Here is a 16,543-nt window from a genome sequence, read left to right on the forward strand (position 1 = left end):
CTCGCGCTGGCGCCGTCGCGACCGACGCTCAGAGGACCTTGGACAGGAACGCCTGGGTCCGCTCGTGCTGCGGGTTGGCCAGCACCTCGGTGGGGATGCCCTCCTCGACGATGACGCCCCCGTCCATGAAGACCAGCTTGTCGCCGACCTCGCGGGCGAAGCCCATCTCGTGGGTGACGACCATCATCGTCATGCCCTCGGTCGCCAGGTCCTTCATCACGGCCAGCACGTCGCCGACCAGCTCGGGGTCCAGCGCGGAGGTCGGCTCGTCGAAGAGCATCATGTCCGGCTGCATGGAGAGCGCCCGCGCGATCGCCGCACGCTGCATCTGCCCACCGGAGAGGTGCGCGGGATAGGCCGACTCCTTGTCGGCGAGCCCGACCTTCTCCAGGTTGGCCCGGGCGATCTGGACCGCCTCGTCCTTCTTGCGGCCGGCGACCTTCTCCTGCGCGATCGTGAGGTTGCGCAGCACCGTCATGTGCGGGAACAGGTTGAACTGCTGGAAGACGATGCCGATGCGCGAGCGCAGCTTGTCCACGTCGGCGTCGGGGTCGGTGATCTCGACGCCCTCGACGAAGATCTTGCCCTTCGTGGGGGTCTCCAGCAGGTTCACGCAGCGCAGCAGCGTCGACTTGCCCGATCCCGAGGGGCCGATGACGCAGACCACCTGCCCGTTGCCGACGTGGAAGTCGATGCCCTTGAGCACCTCGTTGTCGCCGAAGTACTTGTGCAGGTCCTGGACGTCGATCGCTGCATCACTGCGGTTGGTGTCACTGCGGCTGGTACTCGTGGTGGTCATCAGCGGGCCCTCTCCGAGCGGCTCTCCATACGGCGTACGACGATCGACAGCGGCACCGTGATCAGCAGGTAGCACAGCGCGACCACCACGATCGGGGTCATGTTGGCGGAGCTGTTCATCGCCTCGCGACCGAACTTGGTGAGCTCGTAGTCGGCCAGCGCGAGCCCCAGGATGTAGACCAGCGAGGAGTCCTTGGTGAGCAGGATCAGCTCGTTGGTCAGCGGCGGCAGGATGATCCGGAACGCCTGCGGGATCACCACGCTGATCATCGCCCGCGAGTGGGACATGCCCAGCGAGCGGGCCGCTTCCATCTGCCCCTTCGGCACCGCCTGGATGCCGGCCCGGATGGTCTCGGCCATGTAGGCGCCACCGACCAGACCCAGGGCCAGGGTCACGATGCCCAGGTTGCCGAACGGGATCTCGCGGTCGGGGAACGCGAGCCGGAAGCCGACGCTGAGCGCGATGAAGACCACCAGCGCCGGCAGGCCGCGGAACAGCTCGATGACGAAGGTGGCGATCCAGCGGTACGGCCCCACGCTCGAGAGCCGCATCAGCGCCAGCACCAGCCCGAGCCCCAGCCCGAACGCGAAGCCGCACGCCGTGTAGATGATCGTGTTCTTCAGCGCGATCGTGATGACGTCCGGGAACTGCTCCTTGACCAGCTCCCAGTTGAAGAACGCCCGACGCAGCTGGGCCCAGTCGGCGAGGAGGACGACCGCGACGACGATGAGCACCAGTACGGCGTACTGGACCGCGCGCCACCTCGCGGCGCGCTGGCGTGGACTCGCCATGTCTCAGATCACCCGGCTGCTCGGGTTGTCGTTCGCCGGAGCCACCCGGTGCGGCCGACTCACGCGTCCGGCGCCTTGCCGAACCACTGCTCGTAGACCTTGTCGTACTCGTCGCTGGCGATCGCGTCGTTGATCACCGTGAGCAGCTCGTCGTTTCCGTCCTTCTTGACCGAGAAGCCGTAGCCCTCGTTGGTGGTGAACTCGTTGACCACCTCGACGTCGGGGTTCTGGCTGACGAAGTAGTTGAGCAGCCCGTTGTCGTTGACACCCGCGTCGGCGCGGCCGGTCTTGACGGCCTGCTGCATCAGCGCGGAGTCCTCGAAGGAGACGATCTCCGCGTCCTTCGGCGCGTTCTCGCGAACGTAGTCGGCGCCGGTGGTGGCGTCCTGGACGGCGATGGTTTTCCCGGCCAGGTCCTCGAGCGAGGTGATGCCGGACCCGGTCTTGGTCATCAGCGCCTGGGTGGCCTCGAAGTAGGGGTCGGTGAAGTCCATGACGGCTTCGCGCTCGTCAGTGATGGTCATCGCGCCGGCGGCCACGTCGCACTGGCCGGTGTTGAGCGCCTCGCCCGAGACGATGGTCTCCCACGAGATGTCGACGACCTCGGTGTCCCAGCCCTCCGCGTCGGCGGCGATCGTCAGCACGTCCGGGTCGAAGCCGACGACCTTGCCGTCCTCGGTGAACTCGAAGGGCTCATAGGGCAGGTGGGTGCAGATGGTCAGGGTGCCCTCGGAGACGAGCTCGGCACCGGACTCGGTGGTCGTGGTCGTGTCGTCCTTGGCGCAGCCAGAGGCACCCAGGACGACGGCCGCGGCACCCAGGGCGATGGCGAGGTTTCGGTTTTTCATGCGAGCACCGTAGTCCTTTCGCCGGTGGATCCGTTTCCTCCTCGAACGGGTGTCGAGACGGAATCGACACCCCCGCGGGCGCAGCATCGTCCGCCGCGGGAGCGCACCGCGTAGGTTTCCCGGCGTGAAGATCGTTCTCGCCGGTGGCTCCGGGGCATTGGGACGCCGGCTCAGCGAGCGCCTACGGCGCAACGGGCACGAGGTCGTGGTCCTGACCCGCCGAGTGCGACCCGGCCCGGTCCGACAGGTCGAGTGGGACGGCAGGACCGTCGGCCCGTGGCGCACCGAGCTGGCGGGCGCCGCGGTGGTCAACCTCGCCGGCGAGCTAGTCGACCGGCGACCCACGGCGGCCAACGTGGAGCTGCTGACCCGGTCCCGGGTCGAGCCGACCCGCGCCCTGGTGGAGGCCAGTGCGGGCCTGGCCGAGCCGGTGCCGGTCTGGATCCAGTCCAGCACCCTGGCGATCTACGGCGACGCGGGCGACCGGGTGCTCGAGGAGTCCGCGCCGCCGGCGGACGGGCCACCGCAGATGGCCGGCGTCGCGACGGCGTGGGAGGCGGCGGTCCAGGGCGCTCACACCGGCCGTCTGGTCACGCTGCGCACCGGCATCGTGCTCGACCACGGGACGCCCGCGCTCGACCGGCTGTGGTCGCTCGCCCGGTGGGGAATGGGTGGCCGCGTCGGGCCCGGCACGCAGTGGGTCAGCTGGCTCCACGTCGACGACTGGCTCGACATCGTCGACCGGCTCCTCACCGACACCGCGCCCGACGCACTGTCGGGAGTCGTCCACGCCACCGGACCGCGGCCGGTGCCGAACGCCGAGCTGATGGGGGCGCTGCGGCGCAGCGTCGGGCGCCCGGCCGCCCCGCCCACGCCGGCGGCCCTGGTCCGGCTCGGCGCCGTACTGCTGCGGACCGATCCCGCGCTGGCGCTCACCGGACGCCGCGCGCTCCCCGCCCGTCTGCTGGAGGCCGGGTTCGAGTTCCAGCACCCGGACCTGGACGAGGCTCTCGCGGACCTGAGGGCCCGCGCCCGGGCCGAGCGCTGAGCGCACCCGGTCGCCTCCCGGTGACGTCGTCGATCTGGTGCTGTCGCGATTCTCTCGCCCGCAGCTAGCCTCGGACGATGAGTGCTGAGGACCTCCTGTCGTCGTTCCCGGCCGACGCGTTCGGGCGGGTGCTGTGCGTGGTCGCCCACCCGGACGACGTCGAGTACGGCACCTCGGCGGCCGTCGCGGCGTGGACCGGCCGCGGGGTGGACGTGGCGTACCTCCTGCTGACCCGAGGGGAGGCCGGGATGGACGCCAGCAGTCCCCCGCAGACCGCCGAGCTGCGCGTGCGCGAGCAGGTCACGGCCTCGGCCGCCGTCGGGGTCTCCCAGGTGGACTTCCTCGACCACCCCGACGGTGTGCTCGTCTACTCCCTGGACATGCGCCGCGACATCGCCCGGACGATCCGGCGTTACCGCCCCGACGCGGTCGTCACCGGTAGCTGGGAGCTGGAGTTCGGCGCCGGCCTGAACCAGGCGGACCACCGCGTGGCCGGTCTCGCCGCCCTGGACGCGACCCGCGACGCCGGCAACCGGTGGGTGTTCCGCGAGCTGCTCGACGAGGGGCTGGAGCCGTGGTCGCCGCGGTGGCTGCTCGTCGCCGGCCACACCGCTCCCACGCACGGCGTGGACGTCACCGGTGACCCGCTCCAGCGCGGGATCGCCTCACTCGAGGCGCACCGGGAGTACCTCGCCGGCCTCCCCGGCCACCCGCCCCCGCGTGCGCTGGTCACCGCGATCACCGCGGCGGACGGACGGCGGATGGGCGTCGCCGCCGCGGTGCTGTTCCGCGCCTACGACTTCCACGCCCCGCCACCGGTCGCGCCGGAGGCCGTCGAGTAGCGCGACCGGGCTGTCATCACGGCTGCGGACCGGGCCGCACACTGGCGTCCGGTCCCGGGAAGCACAGGGCCTCGTGCCCGTCGGGCCACCGCACCAGGAACGGGGGCTGGCCCTCCGCGCCGTGCACCTCCAGGATCTCGCCCTCCCGGCGGTGCGTCTCCGCCGAGCTGCTCTCGACCCTCAACCAGTCGCCGACGTTCGCCTTCATCAGCCCTCCTCGTGCCGTTGCCTCCACGATGCGCCTCGAGCGCGTCGGCGGCAACCGGGGCTGCCCGCCGGCTAGGACGTCACCGGGTCGCTCGCCCGGGACTGGTCGGCCCCCGACACCGCATCCCTGGTCTCCTCGTGCTGCCCGTGCCAGTCCAGGACCAGCACGGTGGCGTCGTCCTGCAGCGCGTGCCCGGCGGCGGCGAGCGCGCTGTCGGCAAGGGCCCGGACGACCTCGCGCGGATGGAGGCCCGCGGTGTCCCGGATCGCGCCGGGAAGGTCGACGCCCGCGAGATGGCGCTCGAGCATGCCGTCGGTCACGAAGACGACGCGGTCCCCCGGCTCCAGGGTCAGCCGGGTGGTGTCGTACGTGGCGTCCGGGAACATTCCGAACGGCAGGTCGGCGTTCAGGTCCAGCTGCGTCAGCACCCCGTCGCGCAGCAGGTACGGCGGGACGTGGCCGGCGTTGACGATCTCGACGGTCCCGGTCTGCAGCTCCACCCGGCCGATCAGACCCGTGACGAAGTCGTCGCCGGCGCGGCGGACCGCGTGCTCGGACAGCGCGCTGTTGGCCTCCGTCGCCTGCTCCAGCAACGACGCGCCCCTGCGCCGTGCCCCCCGCAGGCCGCCGAGGCACACGCTGGCCGTCAGGGCGGCGTTGACGCCGTGCCCCATCGCGTCGGTCAGCGACAGGTGCAGGGAGTCCCGCTCCAGGCTGTAGTCGAAGGTGTCCCCGCCGATGCTCGCGGCCGGCTCCAGCCACCCGGCCAGCGTGAACGCGGACGCCTCGCACGTGCGGGCCCCGGGAAGCAGGCGCTGCTGGATCTCGGCGGACAGGTTGAACGCCCGGCTGCGCTGCCCCCACTCGAACAGGTCCGTGTGGCGGCGGTTGGCGATCACCACGAACGCGAGGAGGTGCGCGACCTGGGCGATCTCGTCGACGGTCTCGGCGTCAGGCTCGCCGGGCAGGAACATCTCGAGCACACCGATCGACTCGCCCCGCTCCGTCACCGGTGCCAGCACGCGCCACATGTCCTGGACGTCGGCGTCCTGACCGGCGCTGCCCTCGTCCGGACGGTCGGGCGGCGCCACCTGGACCGTCTGGGTCCGGACGGCCTGCTCCTCCCGCCCGCCGTCGAAGGGCAGCACCGCCGCCGACTCCTCGTCGCAGCGGCGCTCGCCCTGCACCGGGGCCGGGCCGCCACCCTGCGCGGTCGCGAGCGGCACGTGTGCCAACCGCACCAGGGCTCGCCCCGACAGGTCCGTGATCAGGAAGGACACCGCCGCTGCGCCGTACGCCAGGCCGAGCTCGCGCGCGACCTGCTCGACCGCCTCGACCGGAGAGGCAGCCTCCGCCGTCTCCAGGAAACGTCGGACGTCTGTAAGCCTGCGCCGACGCATCACGCCGGGAGCATAACGGACCACCCGGTGGGGCCGGGCCGGACGGGCCCGGCGGACCGGGACGGGTCGGTGGCACCCCGCCGACACCGGCCACGCCAGCCGCCAACCCGGGTGATCAGCCGGCCGGGACCGCCTCGGTCACCCGGTGGATCGAGGACAGGTGCGTCTCGGTGTGCTTGGTGATGACCAGCAGGTCGTCCATGTGCGGCTCCAGGCCGGTGACCTTGTCCAGCGGGACGCCGATGATCAGCTGGAAGCCCAGCCCGCGCCAGGCCTGGACGGCGCGGCCGGCGAACTCCGAGTCGGCCTTGACGAAGCCCTCGTCGAGGAAGACCGGGGCGAACCGGGGCCGGGAGCGCATCTCGTCGCCGAGCCGGAAGCGCAGCGCGGAGCCGACGATGAACGCGACCAACTCCTGGCTCTCGCCGCCGCTCTTCTCCCCCAGCGTCCGGTACGTCGACTTCAGCTCGCCGGTCAGCCGGTCGTAGCGCTCGGCGCTGACCTCCACGTGCCGGCGTACGTCGAGCAGCCGGTCGCGGTCGCCGGCCCGGTCGCCGTCCGAGCCCGGGCGCAGCTGCGCCATGAACCGCGAGAGCTGGGTGAAGCGCTGCTCCAGCTCCTCCTCGCCCAGGTCGCGGCCGGTCCCGCGGGACAGCTCGCGCAGGTCGCGCAGGAAGACCTGCACGTGCGCGGGCGCCAGCCGGCGCAGCCGGATCCGGAGCCGGTCCTTCTCCGCGCCGAACTCCAGGCGCCGCAGGATCGCGTTGATCGGCTCCAGCCGGTCCTCGATCTCCTCCACCGACGCCGACATCGCGCCGGCCAGCGGCACCAGGTCCTGGCCGCTCCACTCGGTGAGCCGGCGCCGCCACTCCGAGCGGCGCTGGGCCAGGCCGGTCGACTCGGCGTCGGCGAGGATCCGCGCGAAGTCCGGGTAGGACTCGGCGGTCGTGCCGAGGTTCGGGTCGGCCCAGTGCAGCTGGTAGGCGCGGAAGATCGCCGACAGCTCCCGGTCGACCTGCTCGATCTCGAACTGGGCGCCGGAGACCGCCGACGACAGCCGGGCCTGCAGGCGCCCCGAGCTCTCGTGGAACCGGTCCAGGTCCTCGGGGTCGTCGGGTGCGGCCGCCTCGGCGAACTCGGCGTCCAGCCGGACCGCCTGCTCGTCGTCGAGCGTGACAGTCCCGGAGCGCTCGATGCGCTCCAGCTCGTCGTTGACGAGGTCCTCGGAGTCCACGAGCTCGGCGTGCTCGGCGTCCAGGCGGTTGCGGCGCTCGCCGAGCTGGTAGCGCTGCCGGCGGGCCTCCTCCAGCCGCCCGGAGAGCTCCTCGATCTGGCCCTCGAGGGTGCTGAGCCGGTCGTCGGTCGAGAGGATCTCGGTGCGCCGCCGGTCCAGGTCGGCGATCCGCGCCTCGCAGGCCGCGACGTCGACGTCGTCGAAGCCCTGCGTGCGGACCGCGTCGTACGCCGCCCGGCGCCGCTCCAGCAGTCGGGTGGCGTTCTCGACGTCCTCCAGGCGGGTGTCCAGCTCGTCGAGCCGCTCGGCCAGCGACGCCAGCTCGGCGTCGATCTCGGCGAGCGCGTCGGCGTTGGAGAAGCCGATGATGTTGCGCTGCTCGCCGCGACCGTGGGAGCCGCGGCGTCCCTGCCGGGTCTGGCCGGCCAGGCTGACCCGGTAGCCGCCACCGGCGAGGTCCGCGGCGTCCTCGACGCACAGCGCGTTGCGGCCCGGCTCGGCGACGTGGCGCGCCACCCAGCCGCGGAACGGCGACTCGGCGAAGGCGAGCTTGCCGGCGACCCGCTCGGGATCGAGCAGGTCGGGCCCGGCCAGGCCCAGCTCCGCGCCCTCGAACGTGAGCCGGCCGCGCAGCCGCAGCGAGTCGATCGCTGTCGAGAACTGCTCGAGCTTCTCGGCCGGCACCAGCATCAGCCGCGCCGTCCCGGACAGCACTGTCTCGATCGCCTGGCGCCAGCGGGACTCCTCCGGCGCGACGTCGATGAGCTCGGCCACGAACGGCAGCTCGGTCAGCGACAGCCCGCTCGCGCGGGCCACCTCGCGGCGCAGCGCGTGCAGGTGCTCGGGCACCCGGCCCGAGCGGCCGGCGAGCGAGGCGCGCTCGCCCTGGAGCTCGGTACGGCGGGCCAGCAGCGGGTAGCGGGAGCCGACGACCTCGTCGCGCTGCGCCACCAGGTCGGTGTCCGCGGGCTGCGCCAACCACTGCTCGGCGCGCCCGACGAGCGCGGTGAACGCCTCCCGGGAGGCGAGCACGTCCTCGGGGTCGGCCGCCGCTGCCCCGTCCGCCTCCTCCAGCACCGCCAGCGCGGCCAACCGCTCCAGCAGCGTCTCGCGGCGGGCCCGGCGCTCCTCGAGCACCAGCCGCTCCCGCTCCAGGTCGGCGTCCAGGCGCTCGACGCCGGCGCCGCCCGCGGCGCGGTGCTGCTCCTTGGCGGCCTCGAGGTCGGCGTCCAGGGAGGTCACGGCGCGGTCGGCGGCCTGGAGCTCGTCGAGCACCGCCCGCCGGGCCTGGCGGTTGGCCTCCACGCCGGTGCTCAGCAGCCGGGCGTGGGTGCGCAGCAGCCACAGCCGCACCGGGGTGTCGCCGCTCGCGGTGACCCCGAACGCGTCCAGCTCCGCGGCGCGCTCGGTCGCGGCGACCCGGCGCGCGTGCAGGTCGGTGATCGGGCCGAGCAGCTCCAGCTTCTGCTCCTCGGTGCGCATCGCGGCGTACGCCGACTCCAGGTCGTCGAAGTGCTCGATGGCCCGGTCGGCGGCGGCGTAGGTCGCCGGCCGCTCCAGGACCATCTCCTTGTAGAGCTCATCGACGCTGCGCACCTGGTTGCCGGCCTGGATCCGGGCCAGCAGGCCCAGGGCCTTGGCGCCGTCGCCGTTCGCGCCGATGCCGAGGCGGGCGTAGAGGATCGCGGAGAACTCGGCGTACGTGCGGTGCACGCGCAGCCCGGGGTGCAGCTTCTTCAGCGTGTTGGCGTGGAAGCGGTCCGGGACCGCTGCCTCGAGGGCGGCGAGGTCGACCGGGGCGTCCAGCGTGGCCAGCTGCATCTGCACCTCGCCGGAGCGGGTCGCGCGCCGCGGCACGTAGTAGACGCGCAGCGCGGTGAACCGGCGGCCCTGGTCGTTGACGAACGTCATCGCGACCGCGCCCCAGGTGTCGCTTCCCTTGCCGCGCAGCAGCTGCTCGACCGGGCGGCCGGTGCGCGGGTCGTCGACGACGTCGACCGCGCCGCGCAGGTAGGAGAGCAGGTTGCGCTGGCCGGCCCCGCGCGCCCGGCCGGCGACGGCGTCGTTCGAGGCCCCGTTGAACTTCGTGTCCGAGGGCATCATCAGCGCCGTGTAGGCGTCGAGCACCGTGCTCTTGCCGACCCCGGAGGCGCCGGAGATCATCGTCGCGTCGCCGTGCAGGTCGACCGCGACGCTGCCGGAGAAGCCACCCCAGTTGACCAGCTGCAGCTGCTCGGCGCGCCACTGCAGGGTGTCGTCGGAGGGTGCCTGGACGATCGCCTCGACGAACAGGCCCTCGCCGGCGTCCTCGTCCTGGTCCTGGTCTGTTGGGTCGTACACGGTGTCGGTCACTGGGTCGGCCAGCTCGTCGGGGGTGGTCTCGTCGAGGTTCGTCATGCCCGGGCCTCCCCGTCCTGGCCGTCCTGGCGCGCGGCCGGCTCGGCCGCGCCGAACAGCGGGTCCTCGACCGGCTCGGGGGCCGGGTCGTTGATCTCGCGCAGCGTCTCCAGCAGCTCGCGCAGCAGCTCCAGCGGCAGCAGCGACTCGACCGCGGCGCTGATCTCGAACCGCTCGTCGGTGGGGGCGCCGACCAGCAGGCCGGCCTTCTGGATCGACGCGACCGCGTTGCGGGCGCGCTTCTCGTCCCCGGCGACGTCGGTGGCGTGCGGCGGCCGGAAGCCCGCGACGTGGTCGACCAGGTCCTCGCGGTCCACGTGCACCCGCTCCTCCCCGGCCGCGGCAGCCTGGCGCAGCCGGTCGCGCAGGTGCACCAGCACGATCGTCTCCTCCCGGCTCCAGGCCGCGTCGTGCAGCAGGGTCGGGAACCGGGCGCCGGTCTCGGAGAAGGCCTGCCGCTTCCAGGCGACCTCGCGCACCGGGTCCACGTGCAGCTCGAGGAAGAGCTCGTTGAGGCGGCCGCGCAGGACCCGCTCGTGCTCGACCAGCGCCTGCCAGTCCCGCGGGTGGGTGCGGGCGCTGATGAACCGCTGTTTGAGCAGCGCCACCAGCGCGTGCCGCTCGGCGTACGCCAGGCCGCCCTCGTCGCCCTCGAAGAGCGAGACCGAGGCGGCCAGCTCCTCGACCTCGGGCTCGACCTCGCGGTCGGTCTCGCTGTCGGTCTCGCTGTCGGTCTCGCTGTCGGTCACGGGTGCGTGCTCGTCGGTGCTGGTCATCGCGGGTCCTCCGGGCGGGGACGGTCCAGGTCGGGGTCGGGCAGGGCGACGCGGGGCACGGCGAACGTGCGCTGGGTGCCGTCGGGCCGGACGGTGCGGTAGAGCTCGCGCTCGCCGTCGACGGGCAGCTCGTGGTCGCCGGCCAGGTGCAGCAGCCCGAAGATCTCCACCGGACGGCGCAGCTCGGGCTCCAGGGAGTCGAAGAGCTCACCGAGGGTGGCCACCGGCTGCAGCGAGGTGAGCGCCGCGGCCAGCCGCTCGCGCAGCGCGGGGACCGACGGCCCGCCCTGCGCCATCAGCTCGGCGTACGACGGCGGGTTGGCCTCCGGCGGCGCGGTGGCGGCCAGCCGCTCCGGGCCGATGTGGTCGGCCGGGTCGTAGAAGCGCTCGCGCAGGTGCTCGACGTGGGCGCGGGCCGGCAGCAGCGGGAGCTCGACGACGGCGCGCGGTCCCGCCGTGCCGAGCCAGGTCATCAGCTCGGACTCGACCTGTCGCAGGGTCTGCTCGAGCTCGCGGTCGCGGGCGGCGTCGTGGGCGAGGATGTAGTCCTTGAGGGTGCTGGTGACCCGGGACCGCTGGGAGAGCACCCGGTCCAGGCCGTCGCGGATCAGCCGGACGGTGCCGCGCAGCTCGGCGCGCTCGGCATCGCCGAGGATGGTGTCGGCGAGCGGGTGCTCCAGCAGCGCGGTGAGGTCCTCGCGCAGCTGGCCGACCAGCGCCTCGTCGCGCAGCAGCGCGAAGGCGCCCTCGAAGGCCCGCCCCTCGGGAGTGGCGGTCATCAGCGCGTCGGCGCGGGCCAGGTAGTCGTCGATGACCTCGCCGGCCGGGCGGTCCTCGGCCCGGAACGAGGCGAGGATCTCGGCGCGGATCTCGGCGAACCGCTCCTCCACGCGGGCGAAGTCGCTGGGCAGGGCGGAGACCAGGAGCTGCAGCTCGGTGAAGCCCTCCGCCATGTAGTCGACGCTGGCGGGCTCCATCTCCTCGCCGTCGACGAGCCGGTCCCGCTCGTGGCGCAGCCGGGCGAGCTCGGCGTTGAGGATCGCGACCCGGGTGGTGCGGTCGGGGTTGGCCTCGCTGTTGAACCGGCGCACGGTCGAGAGCAGCGTGCCGATCCGGTGCTCGCTGAGCGTGGCCCGGTCCCGCGACAGCGTCTTGACCAGCTCCAGGGCCTGCTGGGCGTGCGAGGTCAGCGTGTAGACCTCGTGGCCCGCGTCGTCGAGGGAGCGGACCAGCCACTGCCCGCGCATCCAGCGTCCGCACAGGTCCCGCCCGCTGCCCTGCGGGACGTCCTTCTCCCCCGCCAGCCGCAGCTCGGCGAGGTGGTCCTCGACCTGCGTGTGCAGCCGCCCGGTCGGCACCGGCCGGTTGTCGCGGCCGAAGGCCGCCCGGAAGACCGTGATCAGCACCGGCGCCTGGCGCTGGTGCAGCAGGGTCAGGGTGGGCTGCTCGAAGGCGCTGCGCACCCGGGCCAGCTCACCGGCCACCTCGCTCATGCTCGTCCCTCCACGGGACGGGCCCGCTGCACCTGGCTGATCGACGCGACAGCATCCCATCCGGCTCCGGCGTACGCCGATTCGGGGGCGGGCCGAGGACCTTGTAACGCGACGTTCGCTGCACTAGGCGCCCGTTGCAGCGGGCGCCTAGTCAGGCGAACGTCGCGTTACAAGCGGGCGGGCGCCAACAGGCGCGGCGGCCAGCCCCCCGCCGTACGCCGCGCGCCCGGCGCGGGCCTCAGCTGCCCGCGGCCCGCTTGATCGACTGGTGGTTGCGGATGACCTCGTCGATGACCAGCGCGAGGAACTTCTCGGCGAACTGCGGGTCCAGGCCGGAGCTGTGGGCGAGCTCGCGCAGCCGGGCGATCTGCACGGCCTCGCGCTGCGGGTCGGCGGGCGGCATGCCGGCCCGCGCCTTCAGCTCGCCGACCTCCTGGGTGCAGCGGAACCGCTCGGCCAGCAGGTGGACCAGGGCGGCGTCGAGGTTGTCGATGCTCGCGCGCAGCCGGGCGAGGTGGGCAACAGGGTCGTCGTCGGTCACGGCCTCATCCAAGCACCGCGGGGTCGGCCGGGTGGCCGGGTGGTCCGTCTCGCGGACCGACGCACCCCCTTGCCGTGGTCGCCGTCACATGGTCTGCTGCGGCTACCTACTCGGAGGTAACGAAGGAGTCCCCTGTGCCCTCATCCCGCCTGACCGCAGCGCTGGCCGCACTGGCCACCGCCGTGCTCGTCCCCCTCGCCGCCGTCCCCGCCTCGGCCGAGGAGCTGCCGGCGTTCTACCAGGCCCCGGCCACGCTCCCGGCCGCCAACGGCGACCTGGTCCGCAGCGAGCCGATGCGCTTCCTGCTCGACCCCGCCGGGGCCAGCCGGGTCGCCGTGACCTCGACCCGGGTGCTCTACCGCTCCACCGACCGCACCGGCGAGCCGATCGCGGTCTCCGGCTCGGTCTTCGTGCCGAAGGCGCGCTGGGCCGGGCCCGGCCCGCGCCCGGTGATCGGGTACGCCGTGGGCACCCAGGGCATCGGCGACGACTGCGCGCCGTCGCGCCAGTTCAGCGAGGGCCTGGAGTACGAGGGCGTCTTCATGTCCGGCCTGCTCGCCCGCGGCTACGCGATCGCGATGACCGACTACGAGGGCCTCGGCACCGCCGGGATGCACACCTACATGGACCGGGAGTCCCAGGGCCACGCCGTGCTGGACGCGGTCCGGGCCGCCCAGCGGCTGCCCGGCTCCGGGCTCTCGGCGGCCAGCCCGGTCGGGCTCTACGGCTACTCCCAGGGTGGCGCCGGCAGCGCGTCGGCGGCCGAGCTGGCCCCGACGTACGCCCCCGAGCTGAAGGTGAAGGGCGCCGTCGCAGGCGCCGTGCCGGCCGACCTGACCGCGCTGCCCGGCGCGATCGACAGCAGCATCTTCACCGAGTTCCTCTGGTTCGCGATCGCCGGCCAGACCGCGAGCTACGGCGTCGACATCGACCCCTACCTCAACGACGCCGGCCGGGCGCTGTACGCCGAGATCGCCGACGACTGCGTCTTCGACCTGTTCAACGCCGCCTTCCGCAGCTCCGAGGACTACACAGCCGACGGCGTCAGCCTCGGCGGGCTGATCGCCCGCGAGCCGTTCCGCACGATGATCGACGACCAGCGCATCGGCCGCCGGGCGCCGGCCGTGCCGGTCCTGGTCACCCACAGCCTGCTCGACGACGTCGTGCCGTACCGGGTCGGGAAGCAGCTGGCCAAGGACTGGTGCGCCGGTGGCGCCACGGTGCGACTGAGCACCAACGCCAGCCCCGGGCACATCGGCGGGATGCTCAACAACGCCGCCGAGGTCTACGGCTACCTCGAGGCCCGGTTCGCCGGGGTCCCGGCCGTCAGCTCGTGCCGGCGGCTGTGATGCGGCGGTCCGCCCCGGGGGTGCGGCCATGACTCCCGGCTCCCCCCAGGACACCCGCACCGCACTCGTCACCGGCGCCGCCCGCGGCATCGGCCGGGCCACCGCCCAGGCCCTGCTCGACCGCGGCTGGCGGGTCGGCGCCTTCGACGTCGACCCGGCCGGCCTGGCCGACCTCGCCGGGTCCGGCGGGGCGGTGACCGGTGCGCTCGACGTCCGCGACGCCGACGGCTGGGCCGAGGCGCTGCGGACTACCTGCGGCGACGGGCCCCTCGACCTGCTGGTCAACAACGCCGGCGTGCTGGTCGCCGGTGCCTTCGAGGAGATCCCGCTCGAGCGCCAGCGGGCCCTGGTCGACGTCAACGTCACCGGGGTGCTCACCGGCTGCCACGCCTCGTTCCCCCACCTGCGTCGCTCCCGGGCGGCGCTGGTCGTCAACCTCTGCTCGGCCTCGGCCATCTACGGCCAGCCCGAGCTGGCGACCTACTCGGCCACGAAGTTCGCCGTCCGGGGCCTGACCGAGGCGCTCGACCTGGAGTGGGCTCGGCACGGCATCGCCGTGCAGGCGCTGTGGCCGCTGTTCGTGGCCACCGCCATGGTCGACGGCGTCTCGACCGGCACCACCCGGTCCCTGGGCGTCCGGCTCTCCGAGCGCGACGTGGCCGAGGCCCTGCTGGCCCTGGTCGACGACCACGACGCCAGGCCCCGCCCCCGCGCGGTCGGCTCGCCGCACCACCCGGTGGGCCGGCAGGCCCGGCTGATGGCCGGCGCGTCCCAGGTCGCCCCGCACTGGATCAACCGGCTCACGACCCGGCTGCTGGCCCGCGACTGACCGGTCCGGCGGGACCGGTCAGCGGCCGGCCGCCTCCAGCACGAACCCGAGCACCGAGACGGCCACGTAGTCCAGGGCCGGCTCGGTGACGGCGTACGCCCGGACGTCGTCGCGGTAGCGCGCGCCTTGGCCGTCGAAGGCCGCCCAGTTCCCCGGCGTCGAGCACCGGCGGGCGTAGGCCCCCGGCGCGCCCAGCCCGCGCAGCTCGGCGGCCGGGGCCGGCCCGTGGGAGACCGCGCCCAGCAGCTGGGGTCCGCCGCCCCGGCGCGCGCCGAGGATGTTGGCGACCTGGTGGTGCGGGCAGCGGGGGTACGTCGTGCCGGCGCCGATCACCAGCGAGGTGCCCCAGGCGTTCGCCCCGAGCGCCCAGTCCCGCAGCCCGGCCCCGACCGCGGCGTACGACGCGTCGCCGGTGGCCCGCCGGTAGAGCCGCTCGGTCACCGCGGCGCCGAAGGCGAAGTCAGCGCCCGGATCCTCGTCTCCCCCGAACCCGAGCGGGCCGGCGTACCGGTCCCGGGCGATCCGCAGCTGGGCGGCGAGGTCGCCGGTCAGGTCCGCGCGGGTGACCGCGAGGCGGAGCCCCGGGTGCGCGCCCAGCGCCCGGACCAGGTCGGCGTGCGCGAGCGCGGACTGGTCGTCGCGGGCCAGCGTGTACCAGCCGTGCCGTGGGCTGCGCAGGTACGCCGCCGCCCACCGCGCCGCCCGGCGCAGGTCGGCCCGCTGCCGGGCCGCCGGGGCGCCCAGGGCCTGGCCGGCGAGCGCGATCTCGGTCGCCCCGAGCTCGAGGTCGTCGCGCCACTCGTCCTCCTCGTAGTAGGAGTACGGCGCTGTCGTGACCAGCCGCCCGACGTCGCGGGTGCGGGCCCGGGCCAGCACGGCGCGCGCCTTCCGCAGGTAGCGGCGGGCCTGCTTGCGGTGGCCCGGGGCGAGCACCTGGGCGGCGAGCGCGAACGACGCAGCGGTGCGGCCGGCCAGGTTGGGGCTGATCCTGGTGCTTCGGTCGCCGGTGACGAACGCCGGCCGGTGCTTGAGGTAGTAGCCGCGGGACCCCAGCTCGACCCGCCGCCGGTCGTCGGCCTGCGGCAGCCGCCAGACGTCGTGGTCGCCGAGGAACCGGCCGGCGCCCTCCCCCAGGCCGACCTGGTGGACCAGGGTGCGGGACCTGTCCAGCCAGGCGCGGTCGAGCCAGCGGGCGCCGTACAGCGCCTCGGCGCGCAGGCCCGGCACCGGCCGGGCCGCGTCGCGGGCCGCGACCAGGAGCAGCGCGTCGGCATAGCTCGTCGTCTCCACGAACTTCAGGTAGTCGCCCGCGTCGAACCAGCCACCGGAGAGGTTCGCCCGGGCCCCGGTCGCCTTCAGGGAGCCGACGAGGCGCTGCCCGCGGTAGCGCGGCGTCCGGTGCAGACGAGCCCGGCGGTCCGCCCGGTGGCTGGGCCGGCGGGCCATCACCCCGCGCACCTGGTCCGTGCCGTCGCGCTGGGCCTGGAAGAAGCGCACCCCGTTGGCGGCCAGCGGCTCGTAGAGGGACCCCGCCGCGCCGACGGTGAAGACCGGCGAGCTGCCGCTCGCCCCGCTCACGAGGACCAGCCGGTAGCGCCCCGGCGTACCGACCGCCGGCACCGACGTGCGGTAGACGTGTGGCCACCGCTCGCTCCAGCGGCCGGTGTCCGCCCCGAGCGTGCCCGAGGCGACCGTCGCGCCGCGTTCGTCGCGCACCTCGAAGCCGGCGCCCGGCGCCGCGGCCCGGGTCATCACCTGCGCGACGACCGGCTCGCCCACGGCGTACCCGACCTGGTTGACGCGGACCACGGCCGCCACCGCCTCGCGGGGCTGGGTCGGCTCGCCCGGCCGCCCGACGACCGGGGAGAGCGTGGTGGCGCTCAGCAGCAGGGCCAGTCCGCAGGTCACGAGCCCGAGCAGGTACGTCGAGCGCCGAGTCGTCACCGGCCAAGGCAACCAGAGTGCCGCGGATCCGGCACCGATCGTCC

General features: G+C 73.9%; 14 protein-coding genes. 4 read left to right on the forward strand and 10 right to left on the reverse strand.

The genetic code is table 11. The annotated features are described in order from the left end of the window. Positions 1–28: 28 nt before the first annotated feature. From EBO35_RS13985 to EBO35_RS13995, 3 genes are read right to left on the reverse strand one after another with little or no spacing between them, the layout of a single operon-like run. The gene (locus tag EBO35_RS13985) at positions 29–799 is read right to left on the reverse strand and encodes an amino acid ABC transporter ATP-binding protein (RefSeq protein WP_122818248.1); all 771 of its coding nucleotides are present in this window, start codon (positions 797–799) and stop codon (positions 29–31) included. Continuing rightward, on the reverse strand, positions 799–1,590 hold the full coding sequence (locus EBO35_RS13990) for an amino acid ABC transporter permease (protein WP_122818249.1): 792 nt from the start codon (positions 1,588–1,590) through the stop codon (positions 799–801). Before EBO35_RS13990 ends, EBO35_RS13985 begins: the two co-directional genes overlap by 1 nt. A gap of 59 nt (positions 1,591–1,649) precedes the next feature. Continuing rightward, positions 1,650–2,438 (reverse strand): ABC transporter substrate-binding protein, encoded by a 789-nt coding sequence (locus EBO35_RS13995; RefSeq protein ID WP_122818250.1) that lies wholly within the window; start codon positions 2,436–2,438, stop codon positions 1,650–1,652. Between the two features lie 124 nt (positions 2,439–2,562). On the opposite strand from EBO35_RS13995, the gene EBO35_RS14000 reads away from it, so the two are divergent. Both EBO35_RS14000 and EBO35_RS14005 read left to right on the forward strand, forming a co-directional pair. After that, the gene (locus tag EBO35_RS14000; RefSeq protein WP_122818251.1) at positions 2,563–3,486 is read left to right on the forward strand and encodes a TIGR01777 family oxidoreductase; all 924 of its coding nucleotides are present in this window, start codon (positions 2,563–2,565) and stop codon (positions 3,484–3,486) included. 77 nt (positions 3,487–3,563) lie between these two features. Beyond that, entirely contained in the window at positions 3,564–4,328 is a 765-nt protein-coding gene (locus EBO35_RS14005; protein ID WP_122818252.1) for a PIG-L deacetylase family protein, read from the forward strand. Positions 4,329–4,344: 16 nt separating this feature from the next. Here the strand turns inward: EBO35_RS14005 and EBO35_RS14010 are convergent, their stop codons facing one another. From EBO35_RS14010 to EBO35_RS14035, 6 genes are all read right to left on the reverse strand, one after another. After that, on the reverse strand, positions 4,345–4,536 hold the full coding sequence (locus tag EBO35_RS14010) for a DUF1918 domain-containing protein (protein ID WP_122818253.1): 192 nt from the start codon (positions 4,534–4,536) through the stop codon (positions 4,345–4,347). Positions 4,537–4,607: 71 nt separating this feature from the next. Then, the gene (locus EBO35_RS14015) at positions 4,608–5,936 is read right to left on the reverse strand and encodes a PP2C family protein-serine/threonine phosphatase (RefSeq protein WP_122819789.1); all 1,329 of its coding nucleotides are present in this window, start codon (positions 5,934–5,936) and stop codon (positions 4,608–4,610) included. A 115-nt stretch (positions 5,937–6,051) separates the two neighbouring features. After that, on the reverse strand, positions 6,052–9,567 hold the full coding sequence (locus EBO35_RS14020) for an ATP-binding protein (protein WP_122818254.1): 3,516 nt from the start codon (positions 9,565–9,567) through the stop codon (positions 6,052–6,054). Continuing rightward, a complete protein-coding gene (locus tag EBO35_RS14025) occupies positions 9,564–10,343 on the reverse strand; it encodes a DUF4194 domain-containing protein (protein WP_122818255.1) in 780 nt (259 codons plus the stop codon). Before EBO35_RS14025 ends, EBO35_RS14020 begins: the two co-directional genes overlap by 4 nt. Continuing rightward, the gene (locus EBO35_RS14030; RefSeq protein ID WP_122818256.1) at positions 10,340–11,836 is read right to left on the reverse strand and encodes a DUF3375 domain-containing protein; all 1,497 of its coding nucleotides are present in this window, start codon (positions 11,834–11,836) and stop codon (positions 10,340–10,342) included. The genes EBO35_RS14025 and EBO35_RS14030 overlap by 4 nt, the downstream gene beginning before the upstream one ends. A 238-nt stretch (positions 11,837–12,074) precedes the next feature. Then, complete coding sequence (locus tag EBO35_RS14035; protein ID WP_122818257.1) at positions 12,075–12,377, reverse strand: chorismate mutase; 303 nt, start codon at positions 12,375–12,377, stop codon at positions 12,075–12,077. A gap of 134 nt (positions 12,378–12,511) precedes the next feature. On the opposite strand from EBO35_RS14035, the gene EBO35_RS14040 reads away from it, so the two are divergent. Both EBO35_RS14040 and EBO35_RS14045 read left to right on the forward strand, forming a co-directional pair. Further along, a complete protein-coding gene (locus tag EBO35_RS14040) occupies positions 12,512–13,726 on the forward strand; it encodes a lipase family protein (protein ID WP_122818258.1) in 1,215 nt (404 codons plus the stop codon). Between the two features lie 28 nt (positions 13,727–13,754). After that, entirely contained in the window at positions 13,755–14,555 is an 801-nt protein-coding gene (locus tag EBO35_RS14045; RefSeq protein WP_122818259.1) for an SDR family oxidoreductase, read from the forward strand. An 18-nt stretch (positions 14,556–14,573) separates the two neighbouring features. Here EBO35_RS14045 and EBO35_RS14050 read toward each other — a convergent pair whose 3' ends face one another. Further along, a complete protein-coding gene (locus tag EBO35_RS14050) occupies positions 14,574–16,499 on the reverse strand; it encodes a glycoside hydrolase family 9 protein (protein ID WP_164477969.1) in 1,926 nt (641 codons plus the stop codon). Between the last annotated feature and the right edge of the window lie 44 nt (positions 16,500–16,543).

It is taken from the genome of Nocardioides pantholopis (assembly GCF_003710085.1).
Classification (GTDB): domain Bacteria; phylum Actinomycetota; class Actinomycetes; order Propionibacteriales; family Nocardioidaceae; genus Nocardioides; species Nocardioides pantholopis.